We start from the raw sequence: 17,586 nt of genomic DNA, 5'->3' as shown, positions 1-17,586 counted from the left end.
CGGTGGCGGAAAGGGGCGGGTCAGGTGAGGGCGGAGAGGGCGGCGAGCCCGGCGGCGCCGCACGCGCCCGCGACGAGCAGGGAGGCGAGGGTGCCGATGATGAAACGCTCGCTCACCGCGGGGTTCTCGCGGATCTCGGGGTAGCGGCCGAGGGCCTTGATCGCCACCACCACGGCGGCGAGCTCGAACCGGCCGGCGAGGATCGCCGCGGTGAGCCCCAGGCGCTCGAGGACGCCGATCCACATCCCGCCGCGCAGCACCTCGCGGACCTGCGGGGCGGGGTCGTCGCGCTTCTGCACGACGGGGCTGCGGTCGTCCCCGCTGATGTCGACCTTCGGCGGCTCGGGGACCTTCGCCGAGCGCAGGACGAGCGAGGCGATCGGTGAGCCGAGCCCCGCGGAGGCGAGGAGGCTGACGGCCACCACGATCGCGGTGACGATCCAGTCGGGCCAGCTGCTCATCGGGTGGACCCTCCTCGCTCGTCGGTCGCCGCGGCGTGTGCCCCCGCGAGGAGCCGGTCGAGGACGGGATAGGCCGCCCGCTCGTCGCGGATCCTCGACGCCCGCAGCGCGCCCGTGACCGAGGCGGGCGTGATGCCCAGTTCCTCGGCGGCCGCGGCCTGGGTGGGGGAGCGGTCGACGGCGTCCACGACCCGCCACTGCGCCTCCGTGCGGCCGAGCACGAGCGGCGCGACCAGGGCCCACACCGCCTCGCAGTCGGCGGCCCACGCCGTGGCGGCGGTGGGCCCGTCCTGTGCTCCGGCGCTCTCCGGGACCCGTATCGCCACGGAGCCGGGGAGCCCCTTGGCGGCGTCGACGGCGGAGCGGGCGGCGATATAGGCGTCCCCGCGCCCGGCCCGGGTCCCGGAGGAGTACGACTCGTCGTCGACCTCCCCCGCGCCCACGCCGCAGTGCCAGTCACCTTGGCGCAGGGCGACGAGCAGTGCCGAGCGCACCGCGGCGGGGTCCTCGAGCAGGCCCTGGACCTCGTCGCCGGCGGTGCGCTCGAACGCGGCCGCCACCGGGATCCCGCCGAGGGCGGTCAGGAGCGAGGGCACCCGGTCGGCGCTGCTGCGGCTGCGGCGCTGGTCGATGGTGACGACGTACATGAGGCGATCGTGCCACATATCGCTGACATCAGGCGAAAAGGCCTAAAACGGGGAAATTAGCCGTTATCGCCTCATCTGGCGAGATGAGGGGCCGGGGCCTCACGTTCGGGCCCGATCGTCGCCATGGGATGCCGGGGGGTGCGGGCGGCGCGTAGACCGTTCAGGATGACGAGCACCTCGGCCAGCTCGTGGATGAGTACCACGGCCGCGAGCCCGAGCACGCCGGTGATCGCGAGCGGGACCAGGGTCGCGATGAGGATCAGCGAGAGGGCGATGTTCTGGTTGATGATCCGGCCGCCCCGGCGTGAGTGGGTGAGTGCACGCGGCAGGAGCCGCAGGTCGGTGCCGGTGAGTGCGACGTCCGCCGACTCGATGGCCGCATCGGACCCGCCCACGCCCATCGCGATCCCGACGTCCGCCATCGCGAGCGCCGGGGCGTCGTTGATGCCGTCGCCGATCATCGCCGTGGGGCGCGAGCGGGAGAGCTCGGCGATCGCCTCGGCCTTGCCGCCGGGCGTGAGGTCGGCGCGGATGTCGGAGATGCCGGCCTGCGCCCCGAGAGCGGCGGCGGTGCGTGGGTTGTCGCCGGTCAGCATGCTCACCCCGATGCGGTGGTCGGCCAGGGTGGCGACGACGACGGGGACCTCCGCCCGCAGCTCGTCGCGGATGCCGACGGCGCCGATCAGGCGGCCGTCGCGATGGACCACGACCACCGTCATGCCGTCGTGCTCGAGGGCCGTGATCTGCCCGGTGAGCTCGTCCGATGCGAGCCGGCGCGGTGATCCCACGGCGATCCGGCTGCCGTCGACGGTGCCGGAGATCCCGTGCCCGGCGGACTCGCGGACGTCAGCAACGTGCGGCGTCACGGCCTGCCGGCTTTCGGCTGCGGCGGAGGTGATCGCGGTGGCCAGCGGGTGGGTGCTGTGGCGCTCGACGGCCGCGGCGAGGCCCAGTACCTCGGACTCGCTGACGCCCGGGGCGGTGAGGACGCGGACGACCGAGGGGTGGTTGCTGGTGAGCGTCCCGGTCTTGTCCATCGCGAGGTGGCGGATGGTGCCGAGGCGCTCGAACGCCGCCCCGGAGGTGATGACCACCCCGAGTCGGCTGGCCGCGCCGATGGCGGAGACCACGGTGACCGGCACGGAGATCGCCAGCGCACACGGCGAGGCCGCCACGAGCACGATCAGCGCGCGGGTGATCCACAGCGCCGGGTCGCCGAGCAGGGAGCCCAGGGCCGCGACGAGGACGGCCAGCATCAGGACCCCGGGAACGAGGGGCCGGGCGATCCGGTCGGCGAGGCGGGCCCGGTCGCCCTTCTCGGTCTGTGCGCGCTCGACGAGGTCGACGATCGTGGTGAGCGTGTTGTCCGTACCCGGGGCCGTGGCGGTGAGCTCGAGGAGGCCGGAGGTGTTGATGGAGCCGGCCAGGATCGCGTCGCCGGGCTCGACCTCGACCGGGATGGACTCGCCGGTGACCGCCGAGGTGTCGACGCTGCTGCGGCCGCGGGCGACGACGCCGTCGGTGGCGACCCGCTCACCGGGGGCGACGACGAGCGTCTCGCCGGCGCGGAGTTCGGCCGTCGGGATCTCGGCGGTGTCGGCGCCCCGGCGGACGGTGGCGGTGTCCGGGACCAGACGCAGCAGTGAGCGCAGGCCGGAGCGGGCGCGGTCCATGGCCCGGTCCTCGAGTGCCTCGGCGATGGAATAGAGGAACGCCAGCGCCGCGGCCTCCTCGACGTAGCCGAGGACGACGGCGCCGACGGCGCTGATGGTCATGAGCAGGCCGATGCCGAGGCGGCCGTGGGTCACCAGTCCGCGGATCGCGCCCGGGGCGAAGGTCGAGCCGCCGAGGAGGAGGGCGGCCCAGAACAGGAGCTGGCCGACCGCTCCGGCGCCCGCCCATTCCGCCCCGGGCCACGCCGCGCCCGACCACTCCATAGCCAGACCCGCGGCCAGCGCGACGCCGGAGGATGCCGGGACGAGGACGGCCGGATCCCGCCACCACGGGCGGGCCTCCTCGTCGTGGTCGCCGGGGTCCGGGGCGTCGCAGCCGCACGCGGAGGTCACGACGGCCTGCAGGTGGGGCAGTCGGAGACCACGCACTCGGCGTCGGTGTCCACGGCGAGCGTGACGTCCAGCAGGGCGGTGAGCGCGGCCGCCAGGTGGGGGTCGGAGATCTCGTAGCGCATCTGCCGCCCCTCGGGTGCGGCCACGACGATGCCGCAGTCCCGCAGGCAGCCCAGGTGGTTGGAGACGTTCGGTCGGGTGAGGTTGAGCTCGCGTGCGAGGCCGGCCGGGTAGCGGGGCCCATCGAGCAGGCACAGCAAGATCCGGGACCTGGTCGGGTCGGCCATCGCCCGGCCCAGCCGGTTCATCACGTCGAGGCGCGTCTCAATGGTCAGCACGCACTGAACTATACAGCGCTCGCTGAACAATGACGGGAGTCAGGCGGTGGCGGGGCGGCCGATGTCGGGGCGGGCGTCGCCGAAGGTCTCCTTGCGCTCGCGGTCGCGGACCCGCTCGCCCCACTTGTTCAGCCGGGCGCGGCCGATCGGGGTGCGGTAGCGCAGCGTGTTGAGCGCGACCAGGTACGCGTGCGCCCACGGCGGCCGGACGGGCAGACCGAACTCGCGCATCGACTCGCGGCCCAGCAGGACGGTGAGCATGCTCAGCAGCCGCTCGTGGCCGACCCGGGCGCGCAGGCGGGGGAAGGGGCCGCTGCGATGCCGCGTGCGCTGCGCCTCGACCAGGGCCTGCGTGAGCTGCGGGCCCGCCTCGGACAGTCCGGCCTGCGCCAGGAGGATGTGGTAGTTGATGCGGTGGCGCTCGCTCTCGCGCTCGACGAGGAAGTCGTCGTCCACGCCCAGCAGCCAGCCGACGTAGCGCCACACGTGCATGACGTCCGCCGAGTCCTGGCGGCTCACCGGCACGCCGAGCGTCCGCACGCCCAGCAGGACGACGGCGTCGAACAGGCCCAGGGTGGCGGCGAGGTCGCTCTGGTTGATCGGCAGGCCCCAGCGGCCCGTGTCCCAGCGCGGCTCCATGGCGTGGTTGACCACCGCGTGCATCGCGCGCACGTGGCCGGTGAGCCGCCACGCCTCGCCGCCAGGCCGCAGCCCGTCCGGGATGGACAGCGACATGGTCCAGTGGCTGGTCTCGGCCAGCCGCCGCAGGGTCGTGTTGCCGGTCAGTCCGCCGGTCGCCACGAGGAGGTCGGTGGGGCCGCCGAAGCGGTAGCCGCCGATGAGTGAGAGCTGCAGCAGGATGTCGGCGGCGTTCTGGCCCAGCCGCAGGTAGACCTTCTGGCCGCGCTCGATCCTGGCCCAGTCCACCCAGTCCGGGGTGTCCTCGAGCCGCGCGAGGTACTCCCGCAGGACGGCCGGGGCGTCCTCGGGCAGGCCGGCGGAGCCGGTGGTCAGGGCCTCGTCGAGCTGGCGGCGGCTCACCGCGCCGGGCTCGCCGGAGCGGAGGCGCATCGCGGCGGCCAGCCTGTTGCCGAGCTCGTCGCGCTCGAGATAGGCGCGGCCGAGGCGGTCCATGAGCTGCTCGTCGACCTCGTCCACGCGCGCGACGGCCTTGAGCGTGCGGCCGATGCGGCGCGAGCGGTCCTCGGCCTCGCGGAAGCGCGTGGGGTACGGCGAGATCGCGGTGGGGTCATGACGTTCGGGCGCGGTGGTCATGACACGACTATGACGCGAGTATTTACTCGCATACAATTCGCGTTCATGAGAAGGGTCCCCCAGCAGGCCAGATCCCGGGCGATGGTCGAGAGGATCGTGGCCGCGGCTCGCGTCGTGCTCGTGCGCGACGGCTACGAGTCGTTCACCACGAACCGCGTCGCAGAGCAGGCCGAGGTGAGCCCGGGCTCGCTCTACCAGTACTTCCCGGACAAGTCGGCGCTGGTCACGGTGGTGATGGACCGCTGGTCGGCGGAGATCTCCGACCGCGTGGCCGCCTCGCTCGCCGCCTCCGGCCCGGTCGACGTGCAGGACCCGGCCGCGGTCCGTGGGATCGCCGACGCACTGCTGTCCGCTCTGGAGGCGGACGCCGGGCTGCTGCGGATCGTGTGGGAGGAGCTGCCGGCGGTGCGCCACCGGACGGCGCAGCACGCGCTGGAGACGCGCGTGCGCGAACTGCTGGCCGTGTACCTCTCCGCGGCCGGCCTGCGTTCGGCGGACCCGGCGGCCCGGGCGTGGGTGATCGTCATGGCCGTGGAGAACATCGCCGTCCGCTGGGTTCTGGACCGGCCCGCCATCAGCCGCGACGCCCTCCTCGACGAACTCACCGCGCTCGCCGGCGGGTTCGGGTCCGCGTGAGAGGAAGGTCACGCCCGGCCCGCCGCGACTCCGGGGACACCCTGACGCGCTGTCGGACCCGGCTCGGGCAGGATGGCAGGCGATGCCCACCCTGACCCCCCGCGCCACCGCGAGCCTCGCGGGACTGCTCGCGACCGTCGTGTTGTCGTCGTCGTGCTCCTACGAGGCCACCCGCGAGGCGCCCATCCCCATCCCTCCGGGCATCCCGCCGGCCGCCGGGGCGCCCGTGCCGACCATCGACATCAACGCCCCCGGCCGGACATCCGACCAGCTGCGCGAGTGGGCGGCCGGCCTCAACGAGCCGATGAACATCCCCGTCGCCGCGCTGGCCGCCTACGGCAACGCCGCCGAGACCATGCGCCAGACCCGACCCGAGTGCAACCTCGCCTGGACCACGCTCGCCGGGATCGGGCACGTGGAGACGCGGCACGGCCGGTACCGCGGGGCGATGTTGAACGACGACGGCTACGCGCTGCCCCCGATCATCGGCATCAAACTCGACGGATCGCCCGGCTTCGCCGACATCCCCGACACCGACGGCGGCCGGTGGGACGGCGACACCGAACACGACCGCGCGGTGGGACCCATGCAGTTCATCCCCGAGTCGTGGACCAAGTACGGCCGCGACGCCAACGGCGACGGCGTGGCCGACCCCAACCAGATCGACGACGCCACCGTGGCCGCCGCCCGCCTGCTGTGCGAGACCGGGGGAGACCTGAGTCAGGCCGAGAACTGGCAGCGCGCCGTCCTGTCGTACAACGCCTCGCGCGAGTACGTCATGGACGTCCGCGACGCCGCGGCCGCGTACTCGGTGGGCACCACGGCGCCCTGACCTGCGCGCGACGCGGGCCGGGGCCCGTCAGTCGCGCGGCATCGGGCGGTAGCGCACCGCCACCGACCCCGACCGGAAGCCGATCCGGTCCACCAACTGGAGCTCGACACGCTCGCGCAAACCCGCCATGAGCGTGGGGCCGTGACCGGCGAGAACGGGCTGCACGACGAACTCGAACTCGTCGATCAACCCCAGGTTCGCCAGCGCGAGCGGCAACCTCACGCCGCCGACCCACAGGCCCAGCCCCGGCCGGGCCTTGAGCTCCCGCACCGCGTCCCCGAGGTCACCACGCAGCAGCTCGGCGTTCCAGTCGACGCGGTCCAGGGTGCTGGAGACGACGTACTTGGGCGTGCGGTCGATGGCCTCGGCGAACGGGATCTCCCACGGCTGCATCCAGTCCGGCCACACCCCCGACTCCGGACGCCGCCACGCCGACTCCATGAGCTCGTAGGTGACGCGGCCGAACAACAGGGCGTCCGCGGCGGCCATCTGCTCGGTCCAGAACCGCATCGACTCCTCGTCGGGCATGACCCCGGCCTCGTGGTCCACACACCCGTCGAGGGTGACGTTGATGGAGTAGCGCAGAGGTCTCATCTCGCAGCCCCGTTCGCGAAGTCCGGTGAGGTCGAAACTAGCACCGCGACCGCCTGAGTGCGACGGGGAATTCCGCCGCTGACATAGAGTCGTCGAGGCCCCCGGGCCGTCCTCACCTACTGCGGGAGTCCCACACCTATGTCAGCACCGACGTCTCCACCGACTCGGCAGCCCGCCCCGACCACACCCGCCCCGACCACCGCCAACGGGCTCCTGCTCCGCGCGGTCCGTCGCCGACGCCGCCTGTGGGCGCCCGGGTTGGTACTCATGACCCTGTGGCAGCTGTGCGAGGCGCTGGTGCCCATCGCGATCGGCGTGATCGTGGACGTGGCGATCATCCCGCTCGACCGGTGGGCGATGCTGTGGTCGGTGGTCGGGCTCATCGTGCTGTTCACCGTCCTCAGTCTGGGGTACCGCTTCGGCGCGCGGATGAGCAACACGGCCCTCAACGAGGAGGCCCACGACCTGCGCGTCGAGGCCACGCGCGTGCCGCTGACCCGCCGCCGCGCCATGGACGCCACCAGCTCCGGCGACGTGCTCTCGGTGTGCTCGGCCGACGCCGACGTCGCCGCGCTGGTCTTCCGGCAGATCGCGTTGGGCGGCTCCGCGGCGATCGGGATCGTGGGCATCTCCGTCTACCTGCTGTGGACCGATTGGGTGGTGGGGCTCATCGTGCTGATCGGCGTCCCGCTGAGCCTGGCCCTGGTCGCGCTGCCCAGCCGCGTGATCTCCCGGCACAGCACCGCCCAGCAGGCCGCGATCGGCATGGCGAGCAGCCGCGCCGCCGACATCATGGCCGGGCTGCGCGTCCTCAAGGCCGGGGGCGGGGAGCGGTGGGCGGCTGAGCAGTACCGCCACGCCTCCGAGGAGGCCGCGGCCGCGGGGATCGTCACCGCCGAGCGCTCGGGGCGCGTGCAGGGCATCGGCTCGCTCGGGATGGCCGCCGTGCTGGCGCTGGTCCTGCTGGCCGCCGGGTACCGCGTGATCCAGGGGCAGATGGAGATCGGCACGCTCGTCTCCGTGGTGGGCGTGGCCGTGTTCTTCGAGGAACCGGTCCGGATGATCACACAGATGGTCGCCGTCTACGCCCGCTCCCACGGCGCCGCGCAGCGGCTCGTGGACCACCTCGGTTCCGCCCCGGTCGACGACTCCGGCGACCAGCTGCCCGCCGGCGCCGACCTGCGGATCCAGGGCCTGGAACTGCCCGACGGCCGCCGGATCGACCTCGAGGTGGCCGAGGGGGAGGTCGTCGCACTGGTCGCCGACCAGCCGGCCGCCGCCGACGCGATCACCCTGGCCGTGGCCGGCCACAGTGACGGCGCGGACGCCGTGCTGGTGGGGGGTCACCGCCGCAGCCAGCTCGCGCCCGAGATCGCCGCGCACCTCGTGGCCGCGCCGCACCGCGTGGACCTGTTCGTGGGCACCATCCGGTCCAACATCACCCTGAGGCACGACGACGACGAAGAGGGGCCGATCTCCGAGGAGGTCCTGCGCGGCTCCGCCGTCGCGGAGATCCTCGAGAACCTCCCCGTCGGGCTCGGCAGCGAGGTCCGCGAGGGCGGCCGCAACCTCTCCGGCGGCCAGCGCCAGCGCATCGCTCTGGCACGCGCCCTGCACGCCGACCCCGACGTGCTCGTCCTGCACGAGCCGACCAGCGCCGTGGACGCGGTGACCGAGTGGGAGATCGCCCAGGCCGTGCGCCGCCTGCGCACGAGCCGGCCCGGCCAGGCCACGCTCGTCGTGACCTCGTCGCCGCCGTTCCTCGCGACCGCCGACCGGGTGGTCCACCTGCCGCGCAGCGGCGAGGCCCGCACCGGCACCCACCTCGAGCTGCGCGAGGCGTCAGCCACCTACCGGACGGCGGTCGACCGATGAGCACCACCGAGACCCTCGCGACCCCGGACGCGCAGGCCGCGCCGGACGCCGCCCTGCCCCTGGCGACCGGCCGCGAGTCCCTCGCGGTGCTGTGGCCCCTGCTGCGCGAGCGCCGCGGCTACCTGATCCTGGTGGCGCTGGCCGGCCTGGTCGGCGCGATCGCCGGCCTGGTCGCGCCGTGGGTGATCGGCCGGCTGGTGGACGTCCTGCCCGGCAGCGGCGACTACCGCGCGGTGTGGCTGGCCGTGGTCGCGATCGCCGTGGCCGGCGTGGTGGGTGCGGGCTGCACGTGGGCGGGTCAGGCGTGGCTCGCGCGCCTCACCGAGCCGACGGTCGCGCGCCTGCGCGAGATGGTGATGGACCGCTCGCTGCGCCTGGGCGCCGCGCAGATGGAGACCACCGAGACCGGCGACCTGGTCTCGCGCGTGGCCGAGGACGCCCGCGAGATCAGCCAGGCCGCCACGGCGGTGATCCCGCTGGTGGTGCAATCGCTGTTCACGGTGGTCGTCTCCGGCGTCGGCCTGGCCACGGTCGACTGGCGGCTCGGGCTGGTGGGGCTGGTCGCGGTGCCCATGTACTGGACGACGCTGCGCTGGTACCTGCCGCGCTCGGGCCCGATCTACGCCGCCGAGCGCGCGGCGTTCGGCACCCGCGCGAGCCGGCTGCTCGGCGGCATCACCGGCGCGCGGACGCTGCACGCCTACGACGCGCAGGACTCCGAGCTCGAGCGCATCACCGCCGCCTCCGCCTCCGCGCGCGACCTGTCGATCCGGGTGTTCTACTTCGTCACCCGTGCCTTCTCCCGCAACAACCGCGCCGAGGTCACGGTCCTGGCGCTGCTGCTGGTGGTGGGGTTCGTCCTGGTGGACGCCGACATCATCACCGCCGGCGCCGTCACCACCGCGGCACTGCTGTTCCACCGGCTGTTCAACCCGATCGGCGCGCTGGTGGGGATGGTCGACCAGGTCCAGTCGGCGGGCGCGTCGCTGGTGCGGATGGTCGGCGTCATCACGATGCCGGTGCCCGAGCGCACCGCGATCCCGCAGCCCGGCCCGCTCGAGTTGTCCGGGGTCGGACACGCCTACCGCGAGGGCGCTCCGGCGCTGGTCGACGTGGATCTGACGCTCGCACCGGGCGAGGTCGTGGCGGTGGTCGGCGCGACGGGGGCGGGCAAGAGCACGCTCGCGTTGGTCGCCGCCGGGACCGTGGTGCCCACTCGCGGCAGCGCGCGCCTGGGCGGGGTGCCGCTGGCGGACGTGGACCCGCCGGTGCTGCGCCAGCACATCTCGATGGTCTCGCAGGAGGTGCACACGTTCGCCGCGACCGTGGCGGAGAACGTCCGCGCGCCGCGCCCCGACGCGGGCCTTGCGGAGGTGCGTGCCGCGCTGGCCACCGTCGGCGCCGACTGGGTGGAGGACCTGCCCAAGGGCGTCGACACCGTGATCGGCGAGGGCGGCCACCCGCTCGACCCCATGCAGTCCCAGATGATCGCCCTGGCCCGCGTCGAGCTGGCCGATCCGGACGTGGTGATCCTCGACGAGGCCACCGCCGAGGCCGGGTCCGCGGGCGCGCGCCGCCTGGATGCCGCGGCCGCCGCCGTGCTGGAGAACCGCGCCGGGTTGGTGGTGGCGCACCGGCTGAGCCAGGCCGTGTCCGCCGACCGGATCCTGGTGATGGACCACGGCCGCGTCGTGGAGTCGGGTACGCACGAGGAGCTGCTCGCCGCGGGCGGCCGTTACGCCGAGCTGAGCCGGGCGTGGTTCGGGGCGTGAGGGCGCCGCGAGGCGAGTAACGTTGCCGTCCACACACCAGCGTGGGTGGGCGAGGGGAGAGGCCATGGCCGGGTTACTCGTAGTGGAGTCGCTGTGGGGGAACACCGAGCGGCTCGGGCGGGAGATCGCGGCCGGCTTCGGCGCGGATATGCGGGTCGTCGACGCGGCGTCCGCCCCGAGCGCGCTCGCCGACGACGTCGACTTTCTCGTCGTCGGCGGGCCGACCCACGCCTTCTCCATGTCGACGGCGGCGACGCGTGACTCGGCCACTCAGCAGGGCGCGCCGTCCATCCCGGAGCGCGGGATCCGCGAGTGGATCGAGTCGGTGCGGTCGCCCACCCGCGCGGTGCCGGTGGCGACGTTCGACACCCGGGTCGTCACGCCCCGCCTGCCCGGCTCGGCGGCCAAGAAGGCCATGAAGAAGCTGGTGGCACGCGGATTCCGTCCCGCGGCCAAGCCGAAGACGTTCGGAGTACACGGCTACGGGGGTCCGATCGCGGACGGCGAGGTGGAGCGGGCGCGCGCCTGGGGAGCGGAGCTGGCGGCACTCGGCCCGCTCGCCTGACGTCAGCGCCGGGCGGCGACGGCGCGCGCTCCGACGACTGCGGGCGCGATCCCGAGCAGCGCGAACACCAGGACGAGCTGGAGCGTGCCGGTGGCGAAGTAGATGCCGTGCAGCGCCGAGAACCCGCCCATCGCGGCCAGTTCGACGAAGATCCAGATGATCATGGCGAACCCGGCGAACGCCGCCCAGAACAGCGCGGTGGCGGCGCGGCGCACCTCGGCGATCACGGCGAGCAGCTGGGTCCCGCCGATCACCACAATGAGCAGTATCGCCGGCCAGAAATAGCTGGTGAACCCCGAGCCGGCGATGACGTCGACCGGGAGACCCATCGACCCGGGCGTGAGCAGCCCGATGCCGCCGCCGATCGCCGACAGCGCGTTGAATCCGCCGACGCCGATCAGCGCGCCACGCACCAGCCGGGCCGGGACCAGGGCGTCGTGGGTGGCCGTCATGGCGCGATGGTACTCCGGCCGGGAAGGGCTTTCGTGCGAGTCGAGCGGTGCACTACCACTGCTTTCGCGGGATTCCGCGGTCTTCTCTCCCACCGGGAAAGTCGGCCCGGATGCGTGCCGGGTTGGGCGGTTCGCGCGATGCTGTGCCGTGAGTCACATAAATTCCCCTTCAGGTGACAGGTGTCACCTCGCGTGAGAGCGCGACCGCTTGACCCCAGGAGAACCGATGAGACTCATCCCCACTGCCGCCGCCCTGGCGATCACCGCCTTCGCGCTGTCCGCGTGCGGCACGAGCGAGGCGGACCCGGCCGCGTCCGGGGAGCCGGACGCGCTCGCCGCGCCCGCCGGGGACGAGCGGTGCACCGAGGACAAGGCCGGCGGCACCATCACCATGGGGACGTATGTGATGCTGCCGTCCTTCTCGCCCGGTCAGGGGCAGGTGGGCGTGCGGGGCGGCGCGGAGTCGGCGGCCGTCTACGACCGGCTGGTGCGATGGAACGCGCAGACCGAGACGTTCGAGCCCAAGCTCGCCGAGTCACTCGAGTCCAACGACGACCACACCGTCTGGACGTTGACGCTGCGCGACGGCGTGACCTTCTCCAACGGCGACCCGCTCACGGCGCAGGACGTGGCGTTCACCATGGACCTGCACAAGGACCCGGCCACGCGCTCGACCGCCATGACCGACGTCCAGCAGATCCAGCAGACGCGGGTGATCGACCCGCTGACCGTCGAGTTCACCCTCGCCGAGCCGTGGTCGACGTTCCCCGTGCTCCTGGCCGGATCCGCGGGAGAGGTGATACCCGAGAAGGCGTACACCGAGGCCGGGCCGGAGAAGTGGGCCCGCGAGCCGGTGGGCGCCGGCGCATTCACCCTGGCCAGCTACACCCCCAACCAGGAGATGGTGTTCGAGCCGAACCCCGACTACTACGGCGGTCCGGTGTGCCCCACGCTGCGGTTCATCCAGATCCCCGGCTCGCAGGCGACGCTCGAGGCCTTCCGGAACGGCGAGGTGGAGGTCGGCTTCCTGCGCGGGTCCAAGTTCGCCGACATGGCCCGCGAGGCCGACGCCCAGGGGTACGAGGAGATCACCAGTGCGGGCCGGGTGGTCTACATGAACAACGGGGTCGCCGGCTACGACGGGATCCTCACCGACCAGCGTGCTCGCCTGGCGGTCACGCACGCGATCGACAGGGAGCTGCTGCTCAGCCGGTTGGGCGATGACGCGGCCCAGGCCACGTCCGCGCTGCTGGCCGACTCGTCCCGGTTCTTCGACGGGCAGGAAGGGCCCGCCCTGGACGTGGAGCGCGCGACCGAGCTGGTCACCGAGCTCAAGCAGGAGACCGGCTGGGACGGCTCGCTCACGCTGCTGGTGTCCGACGTGCCGGAGAACCGCGAGGCGGGGATCGTCATCAAGGCGATGCTCGACGCGGTCGGCTTCACCGTGAACGTGGAGGTCGCCCCGACCTCGGCGGCGAGCGCGCGTCAGTTCACGGGTGACTACGAGATGGCGATCGGCGGCCTGGCCACCTCGGACGCGGATCCCGCGTCCACGCTCGCGAGCTCCCTCATGCCGGGCGGCGCGCTCAACGTGACGGGTGTGGACGATCCCGCGTTCGCGGCGGCGATCTCCGCGCTCAAGGCCGCCGCGGACGTGGACGCCCAGAAGAAGGCGTACACGGACCTGCAGGAGGTCCACAACGAGGTCGCCCCCTACGCGGTCTTCGGCAACGGCGTGGAGCTGGTGACGATCGACGAGTCGGTCAAGGGCATCAGCCCGACCATCTCGTCGACGATGCTCTTCGACGGCGCGTTCATCGAGGAGTAGACGACGGCAACGGGGCGGGCCGGTCGACGGGACCGGCCCGCCCTAGCCGAGTTCGTCCGCCAGGCGCGCGGCGGGGATCCAGTCGATACCAAAGACCCGGGCCACCTCGGAGAACGTCGACGCGTCCGCGTCGGTGCTGGTCGCGGACGCGATCAGGCGGGACAGCATCACCGTCCCGGCTCGTTCCTCGATCGTCCCCGCCGCCGCCAGGAGCGACCAGGCGCAGATCTGGTGGTTCCGGTGCGCGCGGCCCATCGTCTGCTCGGCCAGGAGACCCGAGTAGCGGGCCTGATGGAAGAAGCCCCGGCGCGGGGTGTCGGTGGCGTATGTCCCGTCGGCGAACTGCTCGCCCGCCTGCAGGTTGATCGCGGTGGGCGTGTTGAACACCACCACCGGCGCCTCGCCCCGCTGGAAGCGCATCCGCTCGGCCTCGGCATCCGGGTTCGAGCCGTAGATCCGGGCCACCGGGATCCCGTCGGCCTCGAGCATCTCGGCCACCGGGTGCGCGGCCGTGGTCACCATCTCGGTGGCGATGAGCACCTGGTAGCCCCGGGCGAGTTCGGCCTTGGCCGCCGCCACCGTGTGCTCGACGCGGATCATCGACGCCTTCTGGCGCAGCCTCACCAGGGCAGCGAGCCCGCGCGCGACGTTCTTGCCCGTCCTCGCCAGCTGCATCTCCCGTTGGAAGTCGCCCCACTCGAGCTCGTAGGCCCGCCACTGGTCCGGGGTCAGCTCCACCAGGTCCACGTCGAACGGTGGCGGCCCCCACGGCGCGGACCGGGTGAGCATGAGCGGCGGATCGTGCCGCAGCAGGATGTCGCGCACGTCGCTGATTGCGGCCTGCTGCGTCTGCAGCGAGTCCTTGGCCTCGGCGCTCCACGTCCACTTGCCGTAGGAGGGTTCCAGGGGCACGCCCCGGTCGGCCAGCGCCCGGCCGAAGTCCGCCCACCGGGCCGGCGGATCTCCGTGAACCTGGGCGTACAGCGACGACATGTATCCCCATTCGCCCGGGTGATGTCCCGGCGTGGCGGTGATCGTCAGGACGAACGGGGCCGTCTCGTGCGGTGCGTCCATGCGGGTCAGTCGCCGCATGTAGCTGGTGCGTTTGCTGGCGTGCCGGAACTGGTGGGCTTCATCGATTACCGCCACGTCGACCTTCAGCCGAGGCCGCCCGTTCCGGGCCATGAGCTTGCCCAGGCTGTCGGAGGACATGATGATCCAGCGCAGCTCGTCGTCGACCCCGTCGGTGCTGTTCAGCGCGGCGATGGTGCGGCGCCACGAGGGGATGGTGATGCGGGCCGGCCGGTCCACCGTCACCAGGATCGTGCGGGCGCCGCGCGCCCTGGCGATCGCCTTTGCCGCGGCCACCGCCACCAGGGTCTTGCCGGTGCCCACGTCGTTGGCCAGGTGGACCTGCCGGAACCCGCGGTCGGCGGCGGCGGTGATCGCCTCGACGTCCGCACGCTGCTCGGGTCGCAGCGTCATCGGAGCGGCGGTCGCGCCCGGGCCCTCGGTGCCGTTGAGCTCGTCCTCCTGCCACCGCAGGGAGGAGTACGCCTTGCTCGAGTAGGGCTCCAGCGCCTCGGGCAGGTAGGTGCCGACGTACGCGTGCGCGGTGAGCGACTTGTAGTAGGTCACCCCGGCCGGCATCCCGCCGCCGAGTCCGCCCCACGGGAGTTCCAGCAGCCATACCCGCTGGCCGGCCGGGATCGTCGGCACCGCCGGCGCCGCGCTGGGCCGCTTCTTGGCCGACGGGGCGCGTTTCGAGCTCGACCTGCGCCTGGTCGTGCCCGACCGTGTGGACCGGGTCGCCATCAGACGCCGCCGCCATTGCGGGCGGTGACGAGGGCGGGTGAGTCCACGGCGTTCTCCTGGCTGGTCCTGACGGGGTCGGGCCCACTGTAGGGGCCGGGTACGTCACCACCGGGGTCAGGCGGCCCGGGACGCAGAAGGGGAGGGGAGGTGGCCGGGGCTGGGCGCGTGTCCGACGGTCAGCCCGGCGCCTCGGGTTCGACGATGACGACGACGACATCGACGCGCCGCGGCCGGATTTCCAGTTGCCGGCCGGCGCACTTCAGCAGGCCCTAGCCGGACTGTGCAAATTGGCATATTCTGCCAACAGAGGTGATGTGTATGCCAACGCGGAACGTCGTTCTCGGTCAGCAGCAGCACGAACTAGTTGATCGGCTGGTGGCATCAGGGCGCTACCAGAACGCGAGTGAGGTCTTGCGCGAAGGGCTCCGGTTGCTGGAACGTCGGGACGCTGAGGACGCAGCCAGGCTCGCCGCACTTCGTGCAGCTGCCGATCAGGGGTGGGCTGACGTCGCGGCGGGTCGCTATGTGGATGTCGATGACGCGGGTCTTGACGAACTCATCGCAGACATCGGAGCACGGGCTGTGGCCGACGGTCGCTCACCCGGCTGATGGCGACGTTTCGACTCTCAGAGAGCGCACGCGACGATATCGCATCGATTTTGTGGTGGTCGTTCGAGCAGTTCGGTGACCAGGCCCGTAAGCGGTATGAAGCGCTGATCGTTGCCACAATCAGGGATGCAGCGTCTGCCTCGGACGTTCCCGGACTGGTTGAGCGACCGGAGCTCGGCGACGGGGTCGTATCGTGGCACCTGTCGAACAGCCGCGGTCGATCAAGCGGTGGACGTGTCGGCCGGCCCCGGCACTTTCTCGTCTGCCGCTTCGACGGGGGCGTTCTCGTGGTCGGCAGAGTTCTCCACGACGCGATGGACGTGGGCCAGCACGTCGATCCGGCACACGATTGGGATTGAGCGGGGACGGCAGGGGAACCGGCGTGGCCGAGAGCGCTTCAGCCCAACCCCCGGCGCCGCCTCGGCACGCCGCGGAGAGGCTCGTGGAACAATGGACCGCGGACTGCGCCCGCCCACGCGGCGCCGGCCACGCACACGAACCCACGAACTTCCCCCAAGGAGCACAGATGGCGCTTATCGAGCAGGTCGGAGCCCGGGAGATCCTCGATTCGCGAGGCAACCCCACCGTCGAGGTGGAGGTGCTTCTGGACGACGGCTCGTTCGGCCGCGCCGCCGTGCCCTCCGGCGCGTCGACCGGCGCCCACGAGGCCGTCGAGCTGCGTGACTCCGACGAGCGCTACCTGGGCAAGGGCGTCACCAAGGCCGTCGAGGCCGTCCTCGACGTGCTGGCCCCCGCCGTGATCGGCATCCCGGCCGAGGACCAGCGCCTCGTCGACGAGGCCCTGCTCGACGCCGACGGCACGCCCAACAAGTCGACCGTCGGCGCCAACGCCGTCCTGGGCGTCTCGCTGGCCGTGGCCCGCGCCGCCGCCGAGTCCGCCAACCTCGAGCTCTACCGCTTCATCGGCGGCTCCAACGCGCACGTCCTGCCCGTGCCCATGATGAACATCCTCAACGGCGGCGCCCACGCCGACTCGGGCGTCGACGTCCAGGAGTTCATGATCGCCCCCATCGGCGCCCCGACCTTCCGCGAGGCCCTGCGCATGGGCACCGAGGTCTACCACCACCTCAAGACCGTCATCAAGGACCGCGGCCTGTCCACCGGCCTGGGCGACGAGGGCGGCTTCGCCCCCTCCGTGGAGTCCACCACCGCCGCGCTCGACCTGATCGTCGAGGCCATCGGCAAGGCCGGCTACGAGCTGGGCACCGACGTCGCGCTCGCGCTCGACGTGGCCGCCACCGAGTTCTACAAGGACGGCAAGTACCACTTCGAGGGCAAGCAGCTCTCCGCCGCCGAGATGGCCGACGTCTACGCCGAGCTCGTGGGCAAGTACGCGCTCGTCTCGATCGAGGACCCGCTCGACGAGGACGACTGGGACGGCTGGAAGACCCTCACCGACATGATCGGCGACAAGGTCCAGCTGGTCGGCGACGACCTCTTTGTCACCAACCCGCAGCGCCTGGCCGAGGGCATCGAGAAGGGCCTGGCCAACGCCCTGCTGGTCAAGGTCAACCAGATCGGCACCCTCACCGAGACGCTGGACGCCGTGGACCTGGCCCACCGCAACCGCTACGCCTCGATGATGTCGCACCGCTCGGGCGAGACCGAGGACACGACCATCGCCGACCTCGCGGTGGCCTGCAACTGCGGCCAGATCAAGACCGGTGCCCCGGCCCGCTCGGAGCGCGTGGCCAAGTACAACCAGCTGCTGCGCATCGAGGAGATGCTCGGCGACGCCGCCCGGTACGCCGGCACCGGCGCGTTCCCGCGTTACAAGGCCTGAGTAGTCGAGAGGAGGGT

At 72.4% G+C, this 17,586-nt stretch carries 17 protein-coding genes; 9 read left to right on the top strand and 8 right to left on the bottom strand.

Translation table 11 applies throughout. The features are described 5' to 3' along the window. Positions 1 to 20: 20 nt before the first annotated feature. The 5 genes from RWK90_RS03615 to RWK90_RS03595 all read right to left on the bottom strand — a co-directional run bounded on the left by RWK90_RS03615 (position 21) and on the right by RWK90_RS03595 (position 4,787). The gene (locus RWK90_RS03615) at positions 21 to 461 is read right to left on the bottom strand and encodes a hypothetical protein (protein WP_314034847.1); all 441 of its coding nucleotides are present in this window, start codon (positions 459 to 461) and stop codon (positions 21 to 23) included. After that, a complete protein-coding gene (locus tag RWK90_RS03610; RefSeq protein ID WP_314034845.1) occupies positions 458 to 1,108 on the bottom strand; it encodes a hypothetical protein in 651 nt (216 codons plus the stop codon). Before RWK90_RS03610 ends, RWK90_RS03615 begins: the two co-directional genes overlap by 4 nt. 71 nt (positions 1,109 to 1,179) lie before the next feature. Beyond that, complete coding sequence (locus tag RWK90_RS03605) at positions 1,180 to 3,174, bottom strand: cation-translocating P-type ATPase (protein ID WP_314035904.1); 1,995 nt, start codon at positions 3,172 to 3,174, stop codon at positions 1,180 to 1,182. Beyond that, positions 3,171 to 3,512 (bottom strand): helix-turn-helix transcriptional regulator, encoded by a 342-nt coding sequence (locus tag RWK90_RS03600; RefSeq protein ID WP_007627235.1) that lies wholly within the window; start codon positions 3,510 to 3,512, stop codon positions 3,171 to 3,173. Before RWK90_RS03600 ends, RWK90_RS03605 begins: the two co-directional genes overlap by 4 nt. Before the next feature lie 39 nt (positions 3,513 to 3,551). Beyond that, positions 3,552 to 4,787, bottom strand: a complete 1,236-nt coding sequence (locus RWK90_RS03595) for an oxygenase MpaB family protein (RefSeq protein ID WP_314034841.1) — start codon at positions 4,785 to 4,787, stop codon at positions 3,552 to 3,554. Positions 4,788 to 4,832: 45 nt separating this feature from the next. On the opposite strand from RWK90_RS03595, the gene RWK90_RS03590 reads away from it, so the two are divergent. Together RWK90_RS03590 and RWK90_RS03585 are read left to right on the top strand one after the other, a co-directional pair. Further along, on the top strand, positions 4,833 to 5,423 hold the full coding sequence (locus tag RWK90_RS03590; protein WP_314034839.1) for a TetR/AcrR family transcriptional regulator: 591 nt from the start codon (positions 4,833 to 4,835) through the stop codon (positions 5,421 to 5,423). Between the two features lie 82 nt (positions 5,424 to 5,505). Beyond that, positions 5,506 to 6,255, top strand: coding sequence for a lytic transglycosylase domain-containing protein (locus RWK90_RS03585; protein ID WP_314034837.1), 750 nt, complete (start codon positions 5,506 to 5,508; stop codon positions 6,253 to 6,255). Between the two features lie 27 nt (positions 6,256 to 6,282). Here the strand turns inward: RWK90_RS03585 and RWK90_RS03580 are convergent, their stop codons facing one another. Beyond that, entirely contained in the window at positions 6,283 to 6,849 is a 567-nt protein-coding gene (locus tag RWK90_RS03580; RefSeq protein ID WP_314034835.1) for a dihydrofolate reductase family protein, read from the bottom strand. Between the two features lie 267 nt (positions 6,850 to 7,116). Between RWK90_RS03580 and RWK90_RS03575 the strand changes: the two genes are divergently transcribed. From RWK90_RS03575 to RWK90_RS03565, 3 genes are all read left to right on the top strand, one after another. Continuing rightward, positions 7,117 to 8,724 (top strand): ABC transporter ATP-binding protein, encoded by a 1,608-nt coding sequence (locus tag RWK90_RS03575; protein WP_314034833.1) that lies wholly within the window; start codon positions 7,117 to 7,119, stop codon positions 8,722 to 8,724. Next, a complete protein-coding gene (locus tag RWK90_RS03570) occupies positions 8,721 to 10,496 on the top strand; it encodes an ABC transporter ATP-binding protein (RefSeq protein ID WP_314034831.1) in 1,776 nt (591 codons plus the stop codon). The genes RWK90_RS03575 and RWK90_RS03570 overlap by 4 nt, the downstream gene beginning before the upstream one ends. 64 nt (positions 10,497 to 10,560) lie before the next feature. Then, a complete protein-coding gene (locus tag RWK90_RS03565) occupies positions 10,561 to 11,061 on the top strand; it encodes a flavodoxin family protein (RefSeq protein WP_043566268.1) in 501 nt (166 codons plus the stop codon). Positions 11,062 to 11,063: 2 nt separating this feature from the next. On the opposite strand, the gene RWK90_RS03560 is transcribed toward RWK90_RS03565, so the two are convergent. Next, positions 11,064 to 11,513: a hypothetical protein gene (locus RWK90_RS03560; RefSeq protein WP_314034828.1), complete on the bottom strand. Its 450-nt coding sequence runs from the start codon at positions 11,511 to 11,513 to the stop codon at positions 11,064 to 11,066. A gap of 226 nt (positions 11,514 to 11,739) precedes the next feature. Here RWK90_RS03560 and RWK90_RS03555 point away from each other — a divergent pair, with 226 nt between their 5' ends. Next, positions 11,740 to 13,341 carry an ABC transporter substrate-binding protein gene (locus RWK90_RS03555; RefSeq protein ID WP_314034826.1) on the top strand — a complete coding sequence of 534 codons (1,602 nt, stop codon included), beginning with the start codon at positions 11,740 to 11,742 and terminating at the stop codon, positions 13,339 to 13,341. A gap of 42 nt (positions 13,342 to 13,383) precedes the next feature. On the opposite strand, the gene RWK90_RS03550 is transcribed toward RWK90_RS03555, so the two are convergent. Continuing rightward, positions 13,384 to 15,060 (bottom strand): DEAD/DEAH box helicase family protein, encoded by a 1,677-nt coding sequence (locus RWK90_RS03550; protein ID WP_314034824.1) that lies wholly within the window; start codon positions 15,058 to 15,060, stop codon positions 13,384 to 13,386. A 408-nt stretch (positions 15,061 to 15,468) separates the two neighbouring features. On the opposite strand from RWK90_RS03550, the gene RWK90_RS03545 reads away from it, so the two are divergent. From RWK90_RS03545 to eno, 3 genes are all read left to right on the top strand, one after another. Beyond that, complete coding sequence (locus RWK90_RS03545; RefSeq protein WP_314034823.1) at positions 15,469 to 15,765, top strand: type II toxin-antitoxin system ParD family antitoxin; 297 nt, start codon at positions 15,469 to 15,471, stop codon at positions 15,763 to 15,765. After that, on the top strand, positions 15,765 to 16,124 hold the full coding sequence (locus RWK90_RS17335; RefSeq protein ID WP_396230263.1) for a type II toxin-antitoxin system RelE/ParE family toxin: 360 nt from the start codon (positions 15,765 to 15,767) through the stop codon (positions 16,122 to 16,124). The genes RWK90_RS03545 and RWK90_RS17335 overlap by 1 nt, the downstream gene beginning before the upstream one ends. Before the next feature lie 167 nt (positions 16,125 to 16,291). Continuing rightward, a complete protein-coding gene (eno, locus tag RWK90_RS03540; RefSeq protein ID WP_314034821.1) occupies positions 16,292 to 17,569 on the top strand; it encodes a phosphopyruvate hydratase in 1,278 nt (425 codons plus the stop codon). The last annotated feature ends 17 nt before the right edge of the window (positions 17,570 to 17,586 follow it).

The organism is Dietzia sp. CH92 (assembly GCF_032248695.1).
Lineage (GTDB): Bacteria > Actinomycetota > Actinomycetes > Mycobacteriales > Mycobacteriaceae > Dietzia.
This window is presented reverse-complemented; position numbering and strand designations above follow the sequence as displayed.

What these genes read in the sequence shown, in the direction of transcription:
- RWK90_RS03615 (WP_314034847.1), bottom strand. Translation starts at nt 461, where the DNA reads ATGAGCAGCTGGCCCGACTGGATCGTCACCGCGATCGTGGTGGCCGTC.
- RWK90_RS03610 (WP_314034845.1), bottom strand. Translation starts at nt 1,108, where the DNA reads ATGTACGTCGTCACCATCGACCAGCGCCGCAGCCGCAGCAGCGCCGAC.
- RWK90_RS03595 (WP_314034841.1), bottom strand. Translation starts at nt 4,787, where the DNA reads ATGACCACCGCGCCCGAACGTCATGACCCCACCGCGATCTCGCCGTAC.
- RWK90_RS03590 (WP_314034839.1), top strand. Translation starts at nt 4,833, where the DNA reads ATGAGAAGGGTCCCCCAGCAGGCCAGATCCCGGGCGATGGTCGAGAGG.
- RWK90_RS03585 (WP_314034837.1), top strand. Translation starts at nt 5,506, where the DNA reads ATGCCCACCCTGACCCCCCGCGCCACCGCGAGCCTCGCGGGACTGCTC.
- RWK90_RS03580 (WP_314034835.1), bottom strand. Translation starts at nt 6,849, where the DNA reads ATGAGACCTCTGCGCTACTCCATCAACGTCACCCTCGACGGGTGTGTG.
- RWK90_RS03575 (WP_314034833.1), top strand. Translation starts at nt 7,117, where the DNA reads ATGACCCTGTGGCAGCTGTGCGAGGCGCTGGTGCCCATCGCGATCGGC.
- RWK90_RS03570 (WP_314034831.1), top strand. Translation starts at nt 8,721, where the DNA reads ATGAGCACCACCGAGACCCTCGCGACCCCGGACGCGCAGGCCGCGCCG.
- RWK90_RS03565 (WP_043566268.1), top strand. Translation starts at nt 10,561, where the DNA reads ATGGCCGGGTTACTCGTAGTGGAGTCGCTGTGGGGGAACACCGAGCGG.
- RWK90_RS03560 (WP_314034828.1), bottom strand. Translation starts at nt 11,513, where the DNA reads ATGACGGCCACCCACGACGCCCTGGTCCCGGCCCGGCTGGTGCGTGGC.
- RWK90_RS03555 (WP_314034826.1), top strand. Translation starts at nt 11,740, where the DNA reads ATGAGACTCATCCCCACTGCCGCCGCCCTGGCGATCACCGCCTTCGCG.
- RWK90_RS03545 (WP_314034823.1), top strand. Translation starts at nt 15,469, where the DNA reads ATGTGTATGCCAACGCGGAACGTCGTTCTCGGTCAGCAGCAGCACGAA.
- RWK90_RS17335 (WP_396230263.1), top strand. Translation starts at nt 15,765, where the DNA reads ATGGCGACGTTTCGACTCTCAGAGAGCGCACGCGACGATATCGCATCG.
- eno (WP_314034821.1), top strand. Translation starts at nt 16,292, where the DNA reads ATGGCGCTTATCGAGCAGGTCGGAGCCCGGGAGATCCTCGATTCGCGA.